The 21564-nt window shown below is 62.1% G+C and carries 22 protein-coding genes and 1 tRNA gene; 13 read left to right on the top strand and 10 right to left on the bottom strand.

The window, feature by feature from the left end:
• Positions 1 to 20 precede the first annotated feature (20 nt).
• The 3 genes from QFX32_08300 to QFX32_08290 form a co-directional block, all read right to left on the bottom strand.
• A complete protein-coding gene (locus QFX32_08300; GenBank protein MDI9634035.1) occupies positions 21 to 512 on the bottom strand; it encodes a hypothetical protein in 492 nt (163 codons plus the stop codon).
• Positions 513 to 597: 85 nt separating this feature from the next.
• A complete protein-coding gene (locus QFX32_08295) occupies positions 598 to 1284 on the bottom strand; it encodes an Ltp family lipoprotein (protein MDI9634034.1) in 687 nt (228 codons plus the stop codon).
• Between the two features lie 216 nt (positions 1285 to 1500).
• Positions 1501 to 1585, bottom strand: a tRNA-Ser gene (locus QFX32_08290).
• A 43-nt stretch (positions 1586 to 1628) separates the two neighbouring features.
• Between QFX32_08290 and QFX32_08285 the strand changes: the two genes are divergently transcribed.
• The 3 genes from QFX32_08285 to QFX32_08275 all read left to right on the top strand — a co-directional run bounded on the left by QFX32_08285 (position 1629) and on the right by QFX32_08275 (position 3354).
• On the top strand, positions 1629 to 1838 hold the full coding sequence (locus QFX32_08285) for a thiamine S protein (protein ID MDI9634033.1): 210 nt from the start codon (positions 1629 to 1631) through the stop codon (positions 1836 to 1838).
• 76 nt (positions 1839 to 1914) lie between these two features.
• A complete protein-coding gene (locus tag QFX32_08280; protein ID MDI9634032.1) occupies positions 1915 to 2712 on the top strand; it encodes an EFR1 family ferrodoxin in 798 nt (265 codons plus the stop codon).
• A gap of 69 nt (positions 2713 to 2781) precedes the next feature.
• Positions 2782 to 3354 carry an archaemetzincin family Zn-dependent metalloprotease gene (locus tag QFX32_08275; GenBank protein MDI9634031.1) on the top strand — a complete coding sequence of 191 codons (573 nt, stop codon included), beginning with the start codon at positions 2782 to 2784 and terminating at the stop codon, positions 3352 to 3354.
• A 90-nt stretch (positions 3355 to 3444) separates the two neighbouring features.
• Here QFX32_08275 and thsA read toward each other — a convergent pair whose 3' ends face one another.
• From thsA to QFX32_08250, 5 genes are all read right to left on the bottom strand, one after another.
• Positions 3445 to 5052 (bottom strand): thermosome subunit alpha, encoded by a 1608-nt coding sequence (gene thsA, locus QFX32_08270; protein ID MDI9634030.1) that lies wholly within the window; start codon positions 5050 to 5052, stop codon positions 3445 to 3447.
• 83 nt (positions 5053 to 5135) lie between these two features.
• A complete protein-coding gene (locus QFX32_08265; GenBank protein ID MDI9634029.1) occupies positions 5136 to 5759 on the bottom strand; it encodes an orotate phosphoribosyltransferase-like protein in 624 nt (207 codons plus the stop codon).
• A gap of 21 nt (positions 5760 to 5780) precedes the next feature.
• Positions 5781 to 6245: a nucleotide-binding protein gene (locus tag QFX32_08260; GenBank protein MDI9634028.1), complete on the bottom strand. Its 465-nt coding sequence runs from the start codon at positions 6243 to 6245 to the stop codon at positions 5781 to 5783.
• Positions 6220 to 7221 carry an RNA 3'-terminal phosphate cyclase gene (gene rtcA, locus QFX32_08255; GenBank protein ID MDI9634027.1) on the bottom strand — a complete coding sequence of 334 codons (1002 nt, stop codon included), beginning with the start codon at positions 7219 to 7221 and terminating at the stop codon, positions 6220 to 6222. The genes QFX32_08260 and rtcA overlap by 26 nt, the downstream gene beginning before the upstream one ends.
• Entirely contained in the window at positions 7209 to 8063 is an 855-nt protein-coding gene (locus QFX32_08250; GenBank protein ID MDI9634026.1) for a ribose-phosphate diphosphokinase, read from the bottom strand. Before QFX32_08250 ends, rtcA begins: the two co-directional genes overlap by 13 nt.
• A gap of 88 nt (positions 8064 to 8151) precedes the next feature.
• On the opposite strand from QFX32_08250, the gene lonB reads away from it, so the two are divergent.
• The 4 genes from lonB to QFX32_08230 are packed head-to-tail and all read left to right on the top strand — an operon-like array spanning position 8152 to position 12941.
• Positions 8152 to 10068 carry an ATP-dependent protease LonB gene (lonB, locus tag QFX32_08245; protein ID MDI9634025.1) on the top strand — a complete coding sequence of 639 codons (1917 nt, stop codon included), beginning with the start codon at positions 8152 to 8154 and terminating at the stop codon, positions 10066 to 10068.
• The gene (locus tag QFX32_08240; protein ID MDI9634024.1) at positions 10065 to 11405 is read left to right on the top strand and encodes a TldD/PmbA family protein; all 1341 of its coding nucleotides are present in this window, start codon (positions 10065 to 10067) and stop codon (positions 11403 to 11405) included. The genes lonB and QFX32_08240 overlap by 4 nt, the downstream gene beginning before the upstream one ends.
• Positions 11392 to 12678, top strand: coding sequence for a metallopeptidase TldD-related protein (locus tag QFX32_08235; protein MDI9634023.1), 1287 nt, complete (start codon positions 11392 to 11394; stop codon positions 12676 to 12678). The genes QFX32_08240 and QFX32_08235 overlap by 14 nt, the downstream gene beginning before the upstream one ends.
• The gene (locus tag QFX32_08230) at positions 12675 to 12941 is read left to right on the top strand and encodes a pro-sigmaK processing inhibitor BofA family protein (GenBank protein ID MDI9634022.1); all 267 of its coding nucleotides are present in this window, start codon (positions 12675 to 12677) and stop codon (positions 12939 to 12941) included. The genes QFX32_08235 and QFX32_08230 overlap by 4 nt, the downstream gene beginning before the upstream one ends.
• Positions 12942 to 12974: 33 nt before the next feature.
• Here the strand turns inward: QFX32_08230 and QFX32_08225 are convergent, their stop codons facing one another.
• Entirely contained in the window at positions 12975 to 13676 is a 702-nt protein-coding gene (locus tag QFX32_08225; GenBank protein MDI9634021.1) for a KaiC domain-containing protein, read from the bottom strand.
• A complete protein-coding gene (locus QFX32_08220) occupies positions 13673 to 14530 on the bottom strand; it encodes an ATPase domain-containing protein (protein ID MDI9634020.1) in 858 nt (285 codons plus the stop codon). The genes QFX32_08225 and QFX32_08220 overlap by 4 nt, the downstream gene beginning before the upstream one ends.
• Before the next feature lie 242 nt (positions 14531 to 14772).
• Between QFX32_08220 and QFX32_08215 the strand changes: the two genes are divergently transcribed.
• From QFX32_08215 to QFX32_08190, 6 genes are all read left to right on the top strand, one after another.
• Complete coding sequence (locus tag QFX32_08215) at positions 14773 to 16368, top strand: type II/IV secretion system ATPase subunit (protein MDI9634019.1); 1596 nt, start codon at positions 14773 to 14775, stop codon at positions 16366 to 16368.
• The gene (locus QFX32_08210; protein ID MDI9634018.1) at positions 16365 to 18299 is read left to right on the top strand and encodes a type II secretion system F family protein; all 1935 of its coding nucleotides are present in this window, start codon (positions 16365 to 16367) and stop codon (positions 18297 to 18299) included. Before QFX32_08215 ends, QFX32_08210 begins: the two co-directional genes overlap by 4 nt.
• A gap of 9 nt (positions 18300 to 18308) precedes the next feature.
• Positions 18309 to 18866 (top strand): alpha/beta hydrolase, encoded by a 558-nt coding sequence (locus tag QFX32_08205; GenBank protein MDI9634017.1) that lies wholly within the window; start codon positions 18309 to 18311, stop codon positions 18864 to 18866.
• Between the two features lie 137 nt (positions 18867 to 19003).
• On the top strand, positions 19004 to 19333 hold the full coding sequence (locus QFX32_08200) for an ATPase (GenBank protein ID MDI9634016.1): 330 nt from the start codon (positions 19004 to 19006) through the stop codon (positions 19331 to 19333).
• Entirely contained in the window at positions 19320 to 21293 is a 1974-nt protein-coding gene (locus QFX32_08195; protein ID MDI9634015.1) for a V-type ATP synthase subunit I, read from the top strand. Before QFX32_08200 ends, QFX32_08195 begins: the two co-directional genes overlap by 14 nt.
• A 2-nt stretch (positions 21294 to 21295) precedes the next feature.
• Complete coding sequence (locus tag QFX32_08190) at positions 21296 to 21562, top strand: ATPase (GenBank protein MDI9634014.1); 267 nt, start codon at positions 21296 to 21298, stop codon at positions 21560 to 21562.
• The last annotated feature ends 2 nt before the right edge of the window (positions 21563 to 21564 follow it).

Here is a 21564-nt window from a genome sequence, read left to right as displayed (position 1 = left end):
TCCCTGCGGTTCAGTGGAGGTCAGCTGTAGCTCCGGAATGGGAGTGCCTGGTTGTAGACCCTGTAGCGGTCACCCGTCACGAGGTTGATGAAGACCTCGACCCTGTCCGTCCCGCGCGTTCCCTCGAGCTCGAGCTGGGAATTCACGCTCGGCCTCTGGAGCGATCCCGTGACCACCTGGCCGTCGGAGCGGGAGACCACGACGTCCATCGAATCAACGAAGTTTATCCCCTTCCCGCCACGGAACGTGACGATGATCGTCGGCTTTATCGCGACCGTGTTCCTGTCCACCTGGACGTCGACCGCGTACTGTGCCGGGACCGGCCCGTCGATGAAGCCCGGCTGCGCCGGCGTTGCCGGGGTTGCGGGGACCTGTGTCGGTGTCGCTGCAACGGTCGTCGGCTGCGTCGTCGGGGCGGGCGTCACACCTCCCTGCGGGGTCTGCGTGCACCCGGCCACGAGGATGCACAGGAATGCAACGAGGCCAGTCAGGAACCAGAGTGATTTCTTCATGGATTATTGGTTCACTGCCGGATTATAAGATGTTTCTCCATTCTTTATTTTTATACCTCATTATAAAAAAGAGACTCAAATTTAATTAATATCCAACAGATTGAACACCAAATATTGCTTGCTGATGAGTGAATCCTTCAAATTCAAGTTGTTTGATTAATCCTTCTCTTGAAAACGCCATTAATTTTAAATATTCTTTCGCTTTTCTGGCTGCTTGTTCATTCCAGTCAGCACCAGATTGATCGACACCAAACACAGCTTCTTGATGAGTAAATCCTTCAAATTCAAGTTGTTTGATTAATCCTTCTCTTGAAAACGCCATTAATTTTAAATATTCTTTCGCTTTTCTGGCTGCTTGTTCATTCCAGTCAACACCAGATTGATCGACACCAAACACAGCTTCTTGATGAGTAAATCCTTCAAATTCAAGTTGTTTGATTAATCCTTCTCTTGAAAAAGGCATGACTTTAAGATATTCTAATGCCTTTCTTGCTGCATTCTTTTCTCCCAGTGTAATTTTACCAAATTTTTCATTGGTTTCAGATACTTGCTTTGAAAACTGATTTTTTGATGTTGATACTGAAGAAGATGGATTTGATGAATTATTTACACATCCAGCACTTCCAATAATTACAATGGTTATTAATAGAACAATAAAATAATTCATCAGTTTTTTCATAAACTGAACATATTGATATTGTTTTATAAAGGTTATGATTTTATAATATCGTATATTTTTCCTTCCTGATATATTTCCCTCCTGATTTTTCACTCAAAAAAAAAATAAATGATAGTTTTCTTCAATTATACACATAAAGGTATTTTCGAAAATAACTTATGTAATTTCTCTGGGATTTGGCAGTAAAATTCAATTTTAACAACTGCCTGAATGATAATTTGAGGGGGGCTATATCTTTTAATTTTGAAGAAACATTTTTCAAAAATTTATATCATTATCATGAGTCTTTTGAAATTATTTAGAATTAAGCGCCGAGGGGGAGATTTGAACTCCCGAGGCGCAGAGCGCCAGTAGCTTTCGAGGCTACCGCCTTCCCGGACTAGACTACCTCGGCACGGGGTAGATATTTTACCCCGCGTCCCGTATAATGCTATCGAATGGGAAGGAAATGCAGATTCCGCCTCATTCCCGGCGACGAGACCATCGAGTTCGAGGCACCGGACGGGACGACCTACGAGGAAGCGCTCGTATCGGTGGGGATAATCCCGGACACCGTCCTCATCCTCCACCGCGGCGAAAGCCTCCCGCAGGACGCTCCCATCGGGGAGGACGAGGTGGACATCGTGTCCACATGCTCGAGGGGTTGACACTCTGGCCGGCACGGTGGGAGGCCACGCGGTAACCCTTTTTTCGTCTCCTCACCCACACAGTTGCCGGGTATCCATGGGAACGATCTTCTACTACTTCACGGGCACGGGGAACTCACTCGCGGTCGGGAGGGCCCTATCCTCCCTCCTCGGGGAGTGCACGATGGTCCCGGTCGTCCGGGAGGCGGAGCGACCCGGGACGATCGCCCCGGACGCGGAGAGGGTGGGGCTCGTCTGCCCGGTCTACTACTTCGGCCTCCCCGCGGCCGTCGCGGAATTCGCCCGGCGGCTCGACCTCTCGCGCGCGCGGTACGCTTTTTCGGTCCTCACGATGGGGGGGATGGGTGCACCCGCTGCCCACCGGCAGCTTCACCGAATCCTCTCGGAGGGGCCGGGGAAGAGGGGGCTTGACGCTGCATTCACCGTCAGGATGCCGGGGAACAACATCCTCCTCTACGACCCTCCGGGAAACGAGGCCATCGGGAGGATCCTCGGGGAGGCCGACGAGGCGGTCGCGAGGATTGCCGGGATGGTCCGCGCGGAACAGAAGGTACCCGTCCCGTTCTCGCCCCTCGCCTCACTCGTTCACCTCGTGGTCTACCCGGGATTCTCCCGGCGGGTCCACGGGGAGGACAGGAAGTTCACCGCGGACGAGAGGTGCACCGCGTGCGGGACGTGCGCGGCGGTCTGCCCCGTGGGGAACATAAGGATCGAGAACGACCGCCCGGTCTGGCTCCACCGCTGCGAGATGTGCATGGCATGCATCCAGTTCTGTCCCGCCTCCGCGATCCAGGCACGGGGAACGGAGAGGCGGAGGAGGTACCACCACCCGCTCGTCACCGAGAGGGACCTCGCGGAGCAACGGCGGGGGTAGGGGTTGGTCTTCATCTTCGCGCCACGCCCGTCGTGACCCCCGCGAAGAAATGGAGAATCTCCGTCGTCCATGTCCAGTGCAGGTCTCCCCGAGATCGGTCTCGTCGCGGTGGGAGACGTCGATCCAACCCACCTTGGCTGGCTCCGCGCCGGCCTCCCCACCGTGTTTCCCACGGGTGTTTCCGTCCTCTCCCCGCTCCCGCTCCCGGCCCGGTACTACAGCGTGGAGAGGAGACAGTACCTCGCGGACGGGATCCTCGCGGAGATCGCGTGTATCCCCCGCGGGAGCGACGTCCTCCCCCTCGGGATCACCTCGGCAGACCTCTATTCCCCGGGATTGAACTTCGTGTTCGGAATCGCGTGCCGGCAGAATGCACTCGTTTCCACGTTCCGCCTCGACCCGGAATTTTACGGAATGCACGACAGGGAAGGACTCTTCCGGCGGCGTCTCCTCACCGAGGCGGTCCACGAACTCGGGCACGCGATGGGACTCCCCCACTGCGAGCATCCCGCGTGCGCGATGTACTTCTCGAACTGGATAGGGGACACCGACCTTAAGGGACCAGGGCTCTGCTTCAGGTGTGCGAGGATCCTCGGAATCGCGCCCGGCAAATCCCTCGCCGGGAATGGTTCCACGCGGTGATCAAAAAGTGGCGGTGCTGCAGGCACCGGGATGATTGGGGGACGTCCTTCCCCCTAAAAAAAGTTATGGCGGGTCAATGCCCGTATGTATTTATTCTGCGGACTTCTCTGATTCCTTCTCCTCTTTCTTCTCCTCCCGGGTGATCATCATGTCATCGACCCGGAGGAGGAGGATTGCCGCTTCTGTCGCACTCTGGATTGCCTGCCTCTTGGAACGCTGTGGCTCGAGGACACCTTCCTTCAGCATGTCGACGACCTGGCCGGTGTAGACGTTCAGCCCGGCGTACTTCTCTCCCCTCGCGTGGGCATTCTTGAGCTCGACCACCTTGTCGACCGTGTTGAATCCCGAGTTCTCGGCGAGGGTGACGGGGATGACTTCGAACGCGTCCGCGAAGGCCTCGATCGCGATCTGGGCCCTCCCCCCGACGCTCGCCGCGTAGTCCCTGACCTTCATCATGATCTCGGTCTCGACCGCGGCGCCGCCCACGACGAGCTTGCCGTCCTCCATGGCGTCCATGACGACCCTCGTCCCGTCGATGACAGCCCGCTCGAGCTCGTCGAGCAGGTACTGGGTCGACCCGCGGAGGAGGATGGTGACGGTCTTGGGGTTGTGGCAGCCGGAGATCTTGATGAACTCGCTCTCCTCGAGTTCCTCGACCAGCTCCGCGCGGCCGAGGACCTCGGGCGAGAGCTCCTCGGGCTTCGTGACGATCTGGGCATTGAGGGCACGCGCGGCAAATTTCATGTCCTTCTCCGGGACGTCCTCCACGGCGAGGACACCGCCCTTCGCGAGGTAGAAGGCCACGGCATCCGCGATCCCCTTCTGGCAGAGGACGACGTTTGCGCCGCTCGCGATGATAGTGTCCGCGTATTTCTTGAGGGTCTCGCGCTCCTGCGCGGAGAACGCGCTCACCATGTCACTCGACTTGATCTTTATCTTCGCCTTGACCTGCGTCTTCTTTATTTCGAGGGGGCTCGAGATGAGGGCGACGCGGGCGTCCTTCACCTTCCGGGGCATCTCTTCGCTCACGCGTTTCTTGTCGATGACGACCCCCCTCACGAGCTCGGCGTCGTCCATCCTGTCCCCGGCCTGCTTCTTGATGAGGACGTTATCCTCGTCGGCGATGACCCTGTCCCCGTCCCTCTCCGCGATTGCCATGACGGCATCGACCGCGATCCCGTTCAGCTTGTCCTTCACGGACTCGATCGCCTTGCCGGTCATCGCGGTGTCCGCGATCTTGATGAGCATCTCCCTGTCGAACGGGTCGATCTTGATCGAGAGGTCCTCGACGATCTCGAGCGCCTTCTTCATCCCGAGCCGGTAACCCTCCGCGATGACGGCCGGGTGGATCTTCTTCTCGATCATGGTCTCGGCCTTCTCCATCAGCGAGCCGACCATGACGACGGCCGTCGTCGTCCCGTCCCCGACCTCGTCGTCCTGTGCCTTCGCGACCTCGATGACCATCTTCGCGCCGGGGTGGACGACGGAGATCTCCTCGAGGATCGTCGCCCCGTCGTTGGTGATCGTCACGTCACCGGTCGGGTCGATGAGCATCTTGTCCATTCCCCGGGGTCCGAGCGTCGTGCGGACAGCGCTCGCGATCGCCTTGGCTGCCGCGATGTTCGAGCGCTGGGCTTCAAGACCCCTGTTGCGCTCCACGTTCTCCTTGAGGATGATGATCGGTTGTCCTCCAAGCATAGCAGTTCCTCCAATGCTGTAAAAGATGGAATTAAACTTCTATATAAATTAATCCATTCCACCGCGCGGAAAAATGGATGGTATCAGTCGATCCGGGAGATCTTGAAGAGAGAATAGACGGGAACGCCATCCACCTCGCGGAGACCGCGCTTGTCGAAGATCACGCAGATCGCGACAGGGGTTGCGCCGTGCTTCCGCAGGTACTTCACGACGTCCTGCATCGTGTTCCCCGAGGTGATCACGTCATCCACGATGAGGCACCGCTCCCCGCTCACCGAGGCGAAGTTCCCGCTGATCGAACCGACGGGCGGGTCCCTCGTGCTGTGCTTCGCGGGATGGTAGATTGCGAGCTTGATGTCCTCCTCGACCGCGATCAGTGTCGCGAGGGGGATGCCGGAGACCGCGATCCCCACGACGAGCGTGGGGTAACGATCGGAACGGCCCTCTTCCCTCGCCGTTTCTTCCTCGAGCGAGACGTAGTACTGGCGCAGCAGCATCATCGCGAGGCCGTCGAGGAGTGGTCCCCGGCCGCTCACGCTCGTCCAGTCGATGTGGACATCCTTGGGGACAGCCACGCCCTTCTGTTGGGTCAGGAGCCACGTGACAGTCTCCATGGAGAGTGAGAGCTCGTCTGCGATCTGGCCCGGACTATGGCCCTCCGAGAGGAGAGATCTCGCCTTCTCTATCAGCTCGTCGAGAGACGACATGGGAAAAGGATATGCACCGCCTCACTTAAGTGTTCTTTTCAGGAGAGATCCGCAGACCGGGCAGTCACCGGGCCCGTCGGCCGCCTTCCCGCAGGCCGGGCACCGGAACTTCCACTTCCGCTTCCTCGCTCTCCTCTGCTGGATGGGGACGACGGGGATTCCGAGGTGCGCCGCGACGTTCTGCACTGCGAAGTCGTCCGTCACTATCTCCGATCCCGTCTCGAGCGCGAGCGCGAGCACCTCGCGGTCCGCGGCGGAGAGAACGGGATCATCCCCGGTCTCGACCGCTGCAACTTCCACTGATTTAAGTGAGGCCGCGGCAGGGGTCCTGACCGCGAGGCCCGCGGCGAGGAGGACCTCGAGCCGGCACTTGGACTCTAGGTCGACGACCTCCCCGACCACTCCGGGCGTCGTGAGGAGTTCGCCCTCGAGCGGGATATCGAGGAAGAATGCTGTCGCGTCAAGGACTCTGCTTCTCTGCCGCAAAGGTCACCGTCTCTCCTTCCGTGACGCGCACGCGGAACCCAAAGAGTCCCAGCACCCAGCACACCGTCCTCGCGTGGAGGGTGCACGCGTGGGTGGTAAAGGATCCCCCTGCCAGTGCACAGTAGACCAGCAGCTGGTCGGCGAGGTACTTGTCGACGAGGCCGCCGGCACCGAGTTCCGCGAGGAGGGCCGATGCCGCGTCGCTGCCGACCCGCTCCGCGCGGTACCCCGGCTTCCCGAGCGCGGTCCCCCCCTTCCAGCCCATCCACGCCGTCACGGAACTCCCTGTCCCCGGCCCGGGACGGACATCCCTCTCCACGGGGAACTCCAACTTCGTTGCCTCGTGGAGAACGCGCGATGCCGCGGCGGCCTGCCTCTCTGTCACGTGGTCCGGGAGCCCCGCGCTGCACGAGACGATCCCCCGGGGTTCTGCCTGCCGGGAGCGGGTGGGATCGAGCGGCGCAATCCGGGACGGGCGGACGCGCACGGAGACCTCCCCCCCTCCCCGGGGGTAATAGCCCCTCTGCCGGATCTCGAGGGAGATGTCGGCGCCGTGCTCCCGCAGGAAGGGAACGAGGACGCGGGCCGTGTAGTCGATGGTCGGGCTCCTCTGGACCTCCGTCCCCCCGAGGACCGTGATCTCTCCCCCCGCGGCGAGTGCGACGGGGAGCCATGCCTGCAGGACGAGCGGGATGCTCCCCGCAGTCCCGACGTCCACCCTCACGCTCCTCTCGGCGAGGGGGCCGGGGATGAAGGTCATCTCGCCGCTCCCGGCACGGCAGCCCGATACCTCCGCGTCGCACAGGTCCGCGACCGCCCTGACGGCGGCGATGTGCTGGTGGCCGAGGCCCGGTTCCCTCCTCCCCGCCCGGATTTTCACGATGCGGCAGGGTTTGCCCGTGATCGCCGAGAGCGCGACCGCCGTCCTGACGATCTGGCCGCCCCCTTCCAGCGTGGACCCGTCTACCTCGAGCATCCGAGTATCGTCTCCGCGACCGCGCGGCCCGCGGAGTACCTGCTGCAGGCCCGCTCGAGGGTGTCGCTGCAGGCCACTTCTGCAAATCCGCCGGCCACGAGGCGTGAGTACGCCCCCTCCGCGAGGACGCCGTGGACGCAGGCAGAGTACACCCTCGCCGCGCCCTGCTCGCGGAGCATCCTTGCAGCGGTGATGAGCGTCCCGCCCGTGGAGATGATATCGTCCACGATGACCACGTCCCTCCCGTCCGCATCCAGCGTCCGCGGTTCGATCCGGACTTCCTCCCCTGATATCCGGGTCTTCTCGAGGTGGTCGACGTCCCAGTCGCGGGTCCCCGCGACTGCCCGCGCGAACGGCAGTGCCCCGTCGTCGGGGGCGAGGACGAGGGGGTCGCCCGCGGGGAGCTGCGCGATGTAATTCCCTATCTCCTCCGCGATGCTCGCGTCGTGGGCGGCGACGCGGAAATGGGAGAGAACAGAGGGGTCGTGCACGTGGACCGTGATGACGCGGGATACCCCGCACGAGAGTGCCCTGCAGATCGCCCTCGCGCTGAGGGGTTCTCCCTCGTGGAATTTCCTGTCCTGCCTCGCGTAACCCAAATACGGAACCACGAGGGTGACCTCCGCTCCCTCGCACGCGTCCACGAGGAGGAGGAGTTCCACGAGGGCATCTGCATCGGGGATGCTCCCCACCACGACCATCTCCCGGTCCACCTCCCCGAGCCGCAGGTAATGTTCGCCGTCCGGGAACCGGGAGAACCGGACGGTCCCGAGGGGGCAGGAGAGGGCCCCCGCTATCCTCCCCGCGAGGACCTGGGAATACTCCGTGCTCACGACCAGCATGTATCCAGCCTCATGCTGAAAGTACTTAAACGAGCAGGAATAAATTACATCACATTCCCTGTTCGGGGAATGAGGGATAATTCTATTAATGTCAGACGATGCGATTGCAGGCACGGTCCGGGATGAAGAGGCTCCTGTCGAAGTAACGGTTGCCGATTCGTCGAAGGTCGAAGTCCCCTCGTCCCTCATCGACCAGGTCATCGGGCAGGACCACGCCGTCGAGGTCATCAGGAAGGCGGCGATCCAGAGGCGCCACGTGATGATGATAGGGAGCCCGGGGACGGGCAAGTCCATGCTCGCGAAGGCAATGGCAGAACTCCTCCCGAAGGAGGAACTGCAGGACATCCTCGTGTACCCCAACTCCGACGACCCGAACAACCCCATCGTGAGAACCGTCCCTGCAGGTCGCGGGAAGCAGATCGTGGCCGCCCACAAGGCCGAGGCCAAGAAGAAGATCCAGTTCCGGAATACACTGCTCATGCTCCTCCTCATCGGGATCCTCGGCTACGCGTTCATCCAGGGCCAGTGGCTCATGGGTATCCTCGCGGCAGCGTTCGTGTTCATGGCGCTCCGGTATGCCACGCCGCGCGAGGAGGCGATGGTCCCCAAGCTCCTCGTCTCGAACGACGCGACCGCGACTGCCCCGTTCATCGACGCGACGGGATCCCACGCGGGTGCTCTCCTCGGCGACGTCCGCCACGACCCGTTCCAGAGCGGCGGGCTCGAGACACCGAGCCACGAACGCGTCGAGGCGGGGGCAATCCACAGGGCACACAAGGGCGTCCTCTTCATCGACGAGATCAACACCCTCTCCATGCACTCCCAGCAGAACCTCCTCACGGCGCTGCAGGAGGGGGAGTTCCCCATCACGGGCCAGAGCGAGCGGTCGAGCGGCGCGATGGTGAGGACCGAGCCCGTCCCCTGCAGGTTCATCATGGTCGCCGCGGGGAACCTCGATGCCATCCAGCAGATGCACCCCGCACTGCGGTCGCGCATCAGGGGGTACGGGTACGAGATCTACATGAGCGAGACAATGCCCGACACGCCCGAGAACCGCGAGAAATTCATCCGTTTCATCGCGCAGGAGGTCAAGAAGGACGGCAAGATCCCCCACTTTGACAGGAGCGCGATCGAGGAGGTCATACGGGAAGCCCGCCGCCGGTCGAACAGGAAGGGTCACCTCACCCTCAAGCTCAGGGACATGGGGGGTCTCATCAGGGTCGCAGGAGACCTCGCACGCCAGCAGGGCGCCGAGCTCACGACGGCCGAGCACGTGATCGCCGCGAAGAAGACCGCGCGGTCCATCGAGGACCAGGTCTCCGACGAGTACATCCGGCGGAGCAGGGAGTACGAGCTCACCGTCGTCGAGGGGACACGCGTGGGCAGGGTCAATGGCCTCGCGGTCATGGGGAGCGACTCGGGCTCGGTCCTCCCGATCATGGCCGAGGTCACGCCCGCGCAGGGTGCGAGCGGGACCGTGATCGCGACGGGCATGCTCAAGGAGATCGCGCAGGAGTCGATAAAGAACGTGAGCGCGATCCTGAAGAAGTTCACGGGCAAGGACATCAAGAACATCGACATCCACATCCAGTTCATCGGCACGTACGGCGGCGTGGAGGGGGACTCGGCCTCGATAAGCGTTGCCACGGCCGTCATCAGTGCCATCGAGAACATCCCCGTCCGGCAGGACATCGCGATGACCGGCTCGCTCTCCGTGCGGGGCGACGTCCTCCCCGTGGGCGGCGTCACGTTCAAGATCGAGGCCGCGGCGAAGGCGGGGATAAAGACCGTCCTCATCCCGAGGGCAAACCTCGACGATGTCCTCATCGAGGAGCGCTACCGCTCGATGGTGACGATAGTCCCCGTCGACCACATCGACGATGTCCTCAAGATCGCGCTCGTCCCCGAGAACCGCGAGGGGTTCCTGAACAAGCTACGGAGGCTCGCGACCGCGCCGTCGGGGAGTTTCCTCGAGGGCGCGGGAATCCCCACGACCCCCGCATGAGAGAGACGCCGCGGATAAGGTACTACGACATCCGCCACGTGAGCGGGAGCATCACCCAGGTCGAGATCGAGAATTCCCGCATCGAGTCTGCCGGGACAAGCTTCGTCGACCGGGCCGTCGTCAGGGTCCTCGGGCCGAGGGGGTGGGGTGTCCTCGCCGTCGACCACTACGTCCGCCCCCGCGGCGAGAAATTCGAGGAACTGCTCGGGAAAGCAGCGGCCCTCGCGGACCTCACGGAAGAAGCGGTTGTCCTCGCGGATGCCGTCCCCGGGATGGTTCCCGTTCCGCCATTGAAAAACGACCCGCTCTCCGTCGACCTCGAGGAGAAGGGGAGGCTCCTCCTCGAGATAGAGAAGGCTGCACGAATCCCCGGGATCAGGAGCACGAGGGCCACGTACACCGAGAGGTTCGAGAACGTCCACTTCGAGGACTCCGGCGGGAACGAGCACACCTATTCCGTCGTCCGGTCAGGCTACTCCGTCCTCGCGGTCGCCGGGCGGAATGGCGAGATGCAGATGGGGTACGAGCGGAGGCATTCCCTCCAGGACTTCCCCCTGTACCACCGGCAGGAGGACGGCCTCTCGGCGGCCCGCAGGGCAATCGCCCTCCTCGACGCGAAGAGACCCCGGGGCGGCGTGATGAATGCCGTGCTCGACCCGGAGCTCGCGGGGGTCTTTGCCCACGAGGCGATCGGGCACGCGAGCGAGGCCGACATCGTGCAGGAAGGGGGCTCGGTCCTCGCCGGGAAGATCGGGGAGAGGATCGGGAGCGAGGCCGTGACGATCGTCGACGATCCCACCCTCCCCGAATTCGGGTTCGAACCGGTGGACGCGGAGGGGAGCAGGGTGGAGAGGACAACGATCGTGGAGAAGGGGATCCTGAAGTCGTTCCTCCACAGCAGGGAGACGCTCCCCGAGGTGGGATTCGGGCACGCGGGGAACGCGAGGGCAATGCCCGGGAAACCCCCGCAGGTCAGGATGAGCAACACCTACATCGAGGGAGGGGACGCGACCCTCGAGGAGATTCTCCGGGAATGCCGGGAGGGCGTCCTCCTGTGCGGGTCGCGGGGCGGACAGGTGGATCCCGGGAGGGGTGTCTTCCAGTTCAACGCCGAGTACGGGTACCTCGTCGAGGGGGGGGAATGCCGCACGATGCTCCGGGACGTCTCGCTCTCCGGGGAGATCCTCGCCACCCTGCACAACATCGTCCTCTGCGGCAGGGACCGGAAGATGCACCCGGGGTACTGCGGGAAAGGGGGGCAGACGGTCCCCGTGAGCGACGGCGCGCCGCATGTCCTCCTCCGCGACGCGGTGGTGGGTGGCAGTGGAGATAATTGAGGATATCCTGAAGGCAGGAGAGGAGAGGGCAGACGAGGTCGAGGTCTTCCTTTCGACGGGGAAGACCGTCTCCGCGAGGCTGAAGAAGGAGGAGATCTCCTGTGCCGCGGGTTTAGAACACCGCGTCCTCTCGGTCAGGGTAATCTCCGGGGGGAGGATAGGAGCCTCGTCGACCGGGAACCCCGACAGGTGGGAGGAATGCCTGGAGGCCGCGCTCAAAAGTTCCGCGCTCGCCGCGCCGCTCCAGTGGGGCGGGCTGCCCGGCCCCCTCCAAACGAGGGAGGGATCCCTCAACTACGACGGGTCGCTCGTCCCCGAGCCGGGGCGCGTGCGCGCGCTGATCGCCGGCATGGTGGAGGGCGCATCGGGATACCCCGTGGAGATCGTCTCAGGGAGTGCCCAGGTATCCCAGTACCAGACGATTCTCGCGAACAGCAGGGGGCTCTACTGCGAGGAGAGGGAGAGTGCCGTCAGCGCGGGACTCGAGGCGATAAGGGAACAGTCGACGGGGTACGAGTACGTGGCGTCGTGGAAGATGGACTTTGACCCCGTCTCCGTCGGCGAGAGGGCGGCATACCTCGCCGCGACCTCCCACGGGGGGAGGGACATCCCGACGGGGAACTACGATGTCGTCCTCTCGCCGGACGCTTTCGGCCAGCTGCTCGGGAATGTATTCCTCCCCGCGCTCTCCGGGAGGAATGTCCACACCGGGCGGTCGCGGCTCGCCGGGCACCTCGGGGAGGAAGTGTGCGACAGGTCGCTCTCCCTTTCAGACGACCCCTTCCACCCCCGGGGGCTCGGGAGCTGCCTGTGGGACGCGGAGGGGACCCCGACACGGCGGCTCCCGCTCATCGAGGGGGGGATCCTCCGGTCGTTCGCCTACGACCTGAAGACCGCGTACCAGTTCGGGGCAGCGACGACGGGGAGCGCCGTCCGGTCCGGGCCCGGCGGCGTGACGGTCGGGTTCCACTGCGTCACGGTGGACGGTCCCCGCCGGGACATCCTCGAGCGGGACGCGCTGTGGGTGCACGACGTCGTCGGGGGCCACACCGCAAATCCCCTCACCGGGGATTTTTCCGTGGAACTCGCGAACGCCTACTACACCCGCGGCGGGGTGCACGAGTTTTCGGTGAGGAAGGCCATGCTCGCGGGGAACGTCTTTGAGATGCTGCGCGAGACGGGGGGTCTCTCCGTTGAAGAGAAGGTCGTTGGGTGCTGCGTCCTCCCCTCGATAAGATTAAAAAACCAGAGAATAATTGGTAATGGAGAATGAACGCCGATTACACGGTTCTCGCCGCGGGGATCCTCATCGCAGTCGCCCTCTTCTTCCTCCTCAAGGACATCCTGAAACTCGTCGTCAACTCGGTTCTCGGCCTCCTGACCCTCTTCCTCGTGAACGTTTCCGGTGTGATGGAGTTCCTCGGGCGCCCTGAGATCCCTTACTCCCTCGTCACCGTCATCCTCTGCATCCTCGGCGGCATCCCGGGGGCGCTCATCGTCATCGTCCTCCACCTCCTCGGGATAGGGGATTTCTGAAAAGAGCGTGGGGAGAGCAGGCCCCATTCCCCGTCAGAAGACGTTTGCCTCCGTGTACACGAGGACCTGGTTCTGCTGGATCTCGTAGGGCTTGATCTCCCTCGAGTGGGGGGAGAGCCTCATCTTGACGACCTCGAGCGCGAGGTGGACGTCGGTCAGGTCGGAGGGCCTCACGTAGCGGAGGAGGATGACGGTGTCGGCGAGGTACTCGATGAGGTTGTGCCGGCTCGTGAACGGGTTGTCCTTGTCGGTCTCGCTCGTGATCACGATCGTGCAGTTCTGTTCCCGGAGCGTGTCGATCAGCCGGAACATCTCCCTCCTCCTGTCCGAGTTGCGGTCAAAGAGATCCTCGAAGAGCGAGATGGGGTCGATGACGACCCTCTTTGCCCCCATCTGGCGGACGAGGGCGGGCAGCTCGTTCTTGATGCTGTTGATCGCGAGGTTGAAGTCGGAGGGATCGAGCTTTAAGACCGTGAACCTGCCGTCGAGGTACTGCCCGATGTCCCATCCCTTGTCCTTCATGTACAGGAGGAGCCTGTCCTCGCGCTCCTCGAGGCTGATGTAGATGACCTTCTCGCCGCTTACGAGCCCCTCCCACGCGAACTGCAACCCGAATGTGGTCTTCCCCGTCCCGTAGGTCCCGATGATCGCGCAGATGGTCCCGGGGATGAGGCCGCCCCCCATCATCTGGTCCAGTCCCTCGATGCCGATTCTCACGCGCTGGCCGCCGTTCACACGACCACCCTGATGTTGCTCACGTCGAAGCCCTCGTTAGAGGATATCCGCACGGCGAATTTCACGAGGTCGTTCTCCTCGAGGTGGGGCATGAGGCCCCGGAACTTCTCGAAGTACATTACCCTCTGGCGCCGGCCGCCCGTCGTCTCCTCCCACCGGAAAGAGATCACCGCGTCGCAGATGTCCGATATCTCCCTCTCGCGGGAGACCTCGAGGATGCCCTTGGTGAGGATGAGGTACACGGTCGTGTCCCACTCCTTCGTCACCCGCTGGAGGCCCCGGAGGAACGCCGCGAAGTCGTGCCAGTACCCTTCCCTCGTGTACTGGGTCGCGAGGTCCGTGAGGGAATCGAGGACGACGAGGCTCTTGTGCGGGACGTCCCCGAGCCTGGCCGCGAGGGCCCCGAGGAGGGTATCGTGGTCTCCCCTCGACTGGAGACGGCGGAAGAGGTCCTTTTCCGAGTACCATTCGAGCGGGACGATGCTCGAGTCGAAGTAGATGTTCGAGAGGTCGATGAACTTGACCTGTCCCAGACCCCTCGTCAGGTCCTGGTGAAACGCGAGCTTCATCTCCGAGAGGACGTCCCTGCTCCCCTTCGTGAACGTCACGTAACATATTTCGCGCGGGATCGCGAGGTCTCCCCCGGGTGAATCGCTCGCCCTCCGGGAGAGGAGCATCACGGACGTGTAGGCAAACTCGTTCCCGCCGGCGCCGATATCGCTCAGGAGGAGGACGAGGGTCCCGGCGGGAACGCCCCCCTCTATGACAGGGTCGAGGGAGGGGATACCCGTCGGCATCATTCCTTCGCGCACGTTCCCGTCCATCAGAACCTTCCCGCACCCTTGTCGTATCATGGGTTTTCAGAGGTACATTTATATTTCTGTCACCCGGTTTGCGGGGGGGACATTTCCGGGAAAATCCACGTCCTCTCCGGCCATTCCTTCGCCATGATTTATATATACATACATGGAAAACACATCCTGAATATTTACGCGCCGATTTCGAGGGCGCAGGGTAGGTCCGGTCCGTGGCTCTCAAGATACCAGACATCCAGGGCATCGCAAGGAGGCTTCGGCCCTCGGGTGGGAGTGACGTGGTGGAGACTGCACCACCTGAATTCTCTTTTGTCCAGCTGCTGAAAAAGAGGAAGAAGGCTCCCCTCGTCCCGGAATACGACTTTGGAAGGGACGGGCCGCTCGTGGACGCCGAGATCCCCCCGCGCTACAGGGAGATCGAGAGGTACTACGTGGACGAGGGGAGGTCACTCGTCGTCATCGCCCTCAACGAGAAGACGAAGCAGTACGAGTACCTCCTCTTCGAGCCGAAGCTCTCCGAGTTCGAGTACGAGCTCCTCGAGAGGCTCCACGAGGACATGCGGTCTGCCCTCATCCTGACCGACGAGGAGGTCGCGATGGACAAGAGGGCACTGCTCCTCGAGAAGATGCACGAGCTCCTCGACGAGTACGGCGTCACCCTCGAGAACGAGAGCCTGTTCCGGATACAATACTACCTCACGCGGAACTTCATCGGGTGGGGCAGGATCGACCCGCTCATGAAGGACAGGAACCTCGAGGACATCTCGTGCGACGGCCACAGGATCCCCCTCTTCCTCTACCACAGGAAGTACCATAATGTCAAGACGAACATCGTGTTTGAACCCGAGATCCTGAACTCGCTCGCGATCACGCTCGCCCAGCGGTCCGGGAAGCACATCTCCACGGGGTCACCGATGCTGGATGCCACGCTCCCCGACGGCTCGAGGCTCCAGCTCACCCTCGGGACCGAGGTGACCACGCGCGGGACGTCCTTCACGATCAGGAAGTTCCGGGAGGAACCTTTCTCGCCCGTCGAGCTCCTCCAGAAGAAGACGTTCAGCGTGGAAGAACTCGTCTACTTCTGGCTCGCGATCGAGAACCAGAAAAGCCTCCTCTTCATCGGGGGCACCGCCTCGGGCAAGACAACCTCGCTCAACGCGGTCTCCTTCTTCATCCCCCCGATGGCGAAGGTCGTGAGCATCGAGGATACCCGCGAGATCACGCTCTACCACGAGAACTGGATCGCGAGCGTCACCCGCGAGATGGTCTCCGAGGGCGCAAATGTCATCACGATGTTCGACCTCCTCCGCGCGGCAATGCGCCAGCGCCCCGAGTACATCCTCGTCGGCGAGGTGAGGGGGGTCGAGGCCCAGACGCTCTTCCAGGCGATGAACACGGGGCACACGACGTTCTCCACGATGCACGCCGGCAGCGTCGACGCCGCGATCCACCGCCTCGAGAACGAGCCCCTCAACGTGCCGCGGAACATGATCACGGCCCTCAACATCGTCAGCGTCCAGGCATTGGTCTACAGGGGGACGGAGCGGGTGAGGAGGTCGCTCGAGATCGTCGAGATCGCGGGGATTGATCCCTCGACCGGGAACCTCCGGGTCAACACGGTCTTCACCTACGATCCCGTGCACGACACGTTCACCTACAGGGGGAGGTCGCAGGTGTACGCGGACATCGCCGAGCGGCGGGGGTGGAGCCGGGAGAGGCTCGATGCCGAGGTCGAGACGCGCAAGAAGGTGCTCCTCGCCATGGAAAGGCAGGGGATCGTCGACTACGTGAGGGCATCGAGGATCTTCCAGGCCTACAGCATCAGCCCCGAGACCGTGATCGAGAACCTCGACGACCTCGCAAGGGTCCTTGAATGAATCTCAACGCGTTCCTGAGAAAGAGGGTCAAGGCAGACCCCCTGAAGTACCAGAAGCTCGCGTCAGACATCGAGTCGGCTCGCCTCGGGGTGACCGTGGAGCACTACCTCACGCGGGCAATCCAGGCCGCGGTACTCGCGGGCATGCTGTTTGCAATCCTCGGCTTCTTGCTCACGGGATTTGCTATCTCCACGGCGCAGGAAATGGGGTACCTCAACGTCTACAACGTCTTCTCGCTCCCCATCCCCGAGAGGATAGAGCCGGGGTCGATCTACACGATCCCCCTGCAGGTCATCGGCGCGGCCGTCGCGTTCGTAATCGGATTCTCCCTCTCCTACCTCCTCGCGCTCCGGTATCCCGGGATGCAGAAGAAGAACAGGGCCATGAAGATCAACCTCACCCTCCACAACGCGGTCGCCTACATGTACGCGATGAGGAAGGGCGGGGCACAGATGATGACGATATTCCGGTCGCTCTCCGAGAACGCGAAGATCTACGGGGAGGTTGCCCTCGAGTTCCGGCAGGTCGTCAGGGACGCGGACTTCTTCGGCTACGACGTCATCACGGCCCTCCGGCACCTGATGGAGACAACGCCCTCGGAGAAGCTGAAACAGTTCCTCGAGGACCTCGTCTCGGTCATCGAGAGCGGCGGGGACCTCGTCGGTTTCCTCGGGGGGAGGGTCCGGCTCTACCAGGAGGAGGCGAGGTTCGAGCAGAAGCAGTTCCTCCAGTTCCTCTCCCTCGTCGCCGAGGCCTACGTCACCCTCTTCGTCGCCGGGCCCCTCTTCCTCATCATCATCATGGTCGTCATGGGGATGATGGGGGGGCTTGCCCTCCTCCAGCTGACCGCCGTGGTGTACCTCGTCTTTCCCATCGGGTCGGCGATATTCATCCTCCTCATCGACCTCATATCACTCAAGACCGAGGTTGTCGAGCGGTTCGTGAGGGCAAAGCTCCTCCACGAGTACAGCGACGTGCGTGTCTACCACAAGGAGGGGGAAGAGCCTTTCTTCTCGCGCCTTGCCCACTACGACAAAGTGAGGAAGCTGCGGGAATTCGTCCGCCACCCGTTCGAGTATTTCGTCAAGAACTACAGCCACACCCTCCTCTTCACCGTGCCGATCGCGGTCATTTACCTCGTCGCACTCTTCCTCGTGGTCCCCCGCTACCACGACGTCGAGCTCTACATCGACGTAGTGGACGACCACGTCATGATCGCGCTCCTCATCGTGCTCGTCCCCTACTCGTTCTTCTACGAGATGTGGCGGCGGAACATCGAGGGGATGGAGGCACTCATCCCCGATTTCCTCGAGAGGATGGCGGGGATCAACCAGGTCGGGCTCACAATCGCGCAGGCGATCTCGATCATGGTCAACACGAACCTCGGCCTCCTCTCCTACGAGATAAAGAGGATAAAGAGGGACATCGACTGGGGTGCGAGTTTCACCGATGCACTCATACGGTTCGAGGACCGCGTGAGGACCCCCCTGATCGCGCGGACCGTCTCGCTCATCACGAAAGCGAGCCAGATGAGCGGGTCGATCGGGGATGTCCTCGCGATTGCCGCGAGCGACGCGAAGATGTCGGACCTGCTCAAGCGGGAACGCCTCTCCGACATGTTCATCTACACGGCGATCATCTACATGGCATTCGTGGTGTTCGTCTTCGTGGTGGGCGTCATCTCGCACAGCTTCCTGCCCATCCTCGGGAACGTCGGGGGAGGGACAATCCCGCAGGGGACTCCGCTCTCGGGTCTCGGTTCACCCTCGGTCAAGCCGATCCTCCGGCTGATGTACCACGCCGTCGTCCTGCAGGCTGTCCTCTCGGGTCTCATCGCGGGCCAGATGGGCGAGGGGTCGCTCAAGGCAGGGGTAAAACACTCCTGCATCATGCTCGTGATCGCTCTCGTCATCTTCAACCTCGTTCTCTGAAGGTGGGGAATGCCAGATAGAGTATTCAGGCCGGCGGCAGGGGAGCTCCTCCTCGTCCGCGGGAGGAGCTCGTTCCTCGTCGCGGGGCAGGCCGGGTCGCGTTTCAGCATCTGCATCGAGACTCCCGGCGGGGAGCACTGCCAGTCGATCTGGCCCCACCACGTCATCGCCGTCTCCGCGCCCGAGGGCGGGTCTCTCTCCGCAGCCGCGATGCTCTTCTGCCTCGTCCGCGACCACCGCGTCCCCCTCCTCGTCCTGCCGCGAGATCACCCCGGGTGTAGGAGAGTCCGCTACGTGGTCTCCGCGGGGGAGCGGATACTCCTCTCCTGCACCATTGCCCGCGGGACGCACCCCGAGCAGGACGTCCTGTGCTCTTCAGAGGAAATGGGGGGAATGTCACTCGAGGGGGAGACACGGGGCATCCGCGTCGCACAGGTTCCCCCGGGCGTCGACCTGTCCGTGATACCCCTCCCCGTGAAGTTCCTCGAGGGCACGGCCGACACCTGGCCGCCGGTGGAGAGGGGCGTCCGGAGAGAGGGGGACCGCGTCCCGCGGGATGGAGGATGACGCGTCACGCCGTTTTCCTTTAATAAAACTTCTGTTTTGATTTTGAGTCGCTCGTTACCCCTTTTTCCCCGAAAAAATATCAACAGATATAAGAACAATTCCCGTCTAACACTTCATTGCCGTGAGAGGAGGGTTTGATGAAGACTGAGGTCTTGCAGAAGATTAAACAGACTGAATCTGAGTATGAGAGGATGGTCAGCGAGGCCCTCGCCGAGAGCAAGCGTGCCATTGCCCACGCCGAACTCGAGGCCGACAACCTCGTCATGAAGGCAGCCCACGACGCGGAGGAGTACAAGAAGGCCAGGTTGGCCGAGGTGAGGGAGGATGCGGCAAGGAAACGCGAGGAGATTCTCCGGGAGGGCAGGATCCGCGCCGCCGAGATGAGGCAGCGGGGCCTGCGCAACCTCGAGAAGGCCGCCTCGCTCCTCGTCTCGCGGTTCAAGGAGCGGCTCCATGTTCACTCCTGAAAAGATGACCCGTGTCCTCATCGCGGCCACGAGGTCCCAGATGGAGCCTGTCATCAGGGAACTGTACAGGCAGAATGTCTTCCACATCGAGGACTTCGTCGAGAAGGACAGCAGGGAGTACGAAGGGTATCGGATCGGAACACCCCTTCCCGCGGCAAACGAGACTTCCCGCGAGCTCATCAGGCTCCGGGGAATCACCAGTTCCTTTGGCATTCGCGAGGACGAGGAGATCCCCGCGGACCGGAAAGTGGACGCTGCCCGCCTAAGGCAGGTCATCGAGAGGGAACTTCCCCTCCTCGAACAAGAGACCGAGGAACTCCTCGGGAAGAAGACGCGGATAGACGCCCAGATAAGGGAGTACGAGCAGAAGATCGAGGCTCTCCGGCCGTTCCAGGACGTCCCATTCGACATTTCGCTCCTGCGGGGATTCCACAGGTTCTCTGTCCTCTGCGGGTACGTGGCGAAGGTCCCCGACCTCAAAATGCCGCACGAGATCTTCACCGCGGAGACGAAGAAGGGGAAGTTCATCATCCTCATCGTTCCGCAGGAGATGAAGGCCAGTGCCGAGCAGGCACTGCTGGATGTCCAGTTCCAGGCGGTTGCCCTCCCGGACGAGGAGGGGGTCCCCTCGGAACGCATGGGATTCTACGAGGGCCAGATCCTCACCCGGAAGGGCGAACTCGAGGAGATCAACAGGAAGCTGGAAGAGATCCGGACGAAGCACCACGATCTCTTCCTCGCGTGCCACGAACTGCTCACCGCGGACGTGGAGATGGCCGAGGCTCCCCTGAGGTTTGCGACCACCGGCCGGTCATTCGTGGTCGAGGGGTGGGTCCCCACTGCCCACCTCGAGCGGCTGAAGGAGGGTATTCACTACGCGACGGGCGGGAAGGTCTTCGTCTACGAGTGCAAGCCCGACGAATTCACCGAGTCGCCACCCACCGAATACCGGAACCCCGGCTTCGCGAAGCCCACGGAGATGCTGATGGACATCTACTCGCGCCCGAAGTACACCGAGCTCGACCCGACCCTGCTCGTGTCCATCATCTTCCCCATCTTCTTCGGGATCATCCTCGGTGACGTGGGGTACGGCGCGGTTCTCCTCGCGCTCAGCCTCGCACTCCACAGGGTCCTCCGGAGCGAGGACGGCCGCCGCCTCGCCATTATCCTCCGGAACGGGAGCCTCTCGAGTATCTTCTTTGGGGTTCTCTTCTCGGAGTTCTTCGGTTTCGCGCTCCCGTGGGATCCCGTGCTGTTCTCGAGGCACCTCAACATCGGCGGCCATGCCGGCGGGCACGGCCCGGACGTGACCGGGCTCATGATCATGGCGATATGGATCGGTGTCCTCCAGATCACCCTCGGGCGCGTGTTCGGGATGGTCAACCACGCGAGGCAGGACCACGGTGCGCACAGGGTGAAGGCAGTCCTCGCCAACCTCGGGTGGATCATGGTCCTCTGGGGCATCCTGTTTTCGATCTGGTCGTCGTTCTCGATGCCGCTCATGCCCGACTTCACGGGCATGCCGCCGGTGGCAGCGGGCATGAACGCCACGATGATCGGCGGCCTCTCCATGATCGTGCTCGGCGTCCTCTTCATCGTCATGGATTCACCCCTCGAGGTCGTCGAACTCCCGACGATCATGAGCCACGTGCTCTCCTATGCCCGTCTCGTCGGCGTCGGCCTCTCCTCGGTGGCCATCGCGATGGTGGTGAACTTCATCGCCATCGGGCTCATCATCGAACCGCAGCTTGAGTCTCCCAGTGCACTGGGGGCCGTCATCATCGTGATCGGCGGCATCGTGCTCGTGGTCGGGCACATCCTGAACACGGTGCTCGGGATGCTCGGAGGGGCGCTCCAGTCTCTCAGGTTACAGTATGTCGAATTCTTCACCAAGTTCTACAAAGGTGGAGGCAGGAAGTACACTCCTTTCGGAATGAGGAAAAAATTCGTGGAGGATTGAAAATGGCAGAAGCAACAGCTGTCGCAGCAACGGAAATGACTGTCGAGATGGTCAAGGCATCGCAGCTTGGGATGAAAGCGCTCGGGGCAGGGATCGCCGTGGGACTCACGGGCATAGGAACCGGCCTTGCCGAGATGGCGATCGGTTCTGCCGCCGTGGGGGCCACGGCAGAGAACAAGGACATCTTCGGGCTCGTCCTCCTGCTCACCGTCATCCCTGAGACCATCGTGATCTTCGGTCTTGTGGTCGGACTCCTGTTACTCTTCTAGGG

The organism is Methanolinea sp., from assembly GCA_030055515.1.
GTDB lineage: Archaea > Halobacteriota > Methanomicrobia > Methanomicrobiales > Methanospirillaceae > Methanolinea_A.
Note: the sequence above shows the minus strand (reverse complement) of the source record. Positions and strands in the feature narration are given on the sequence as shown.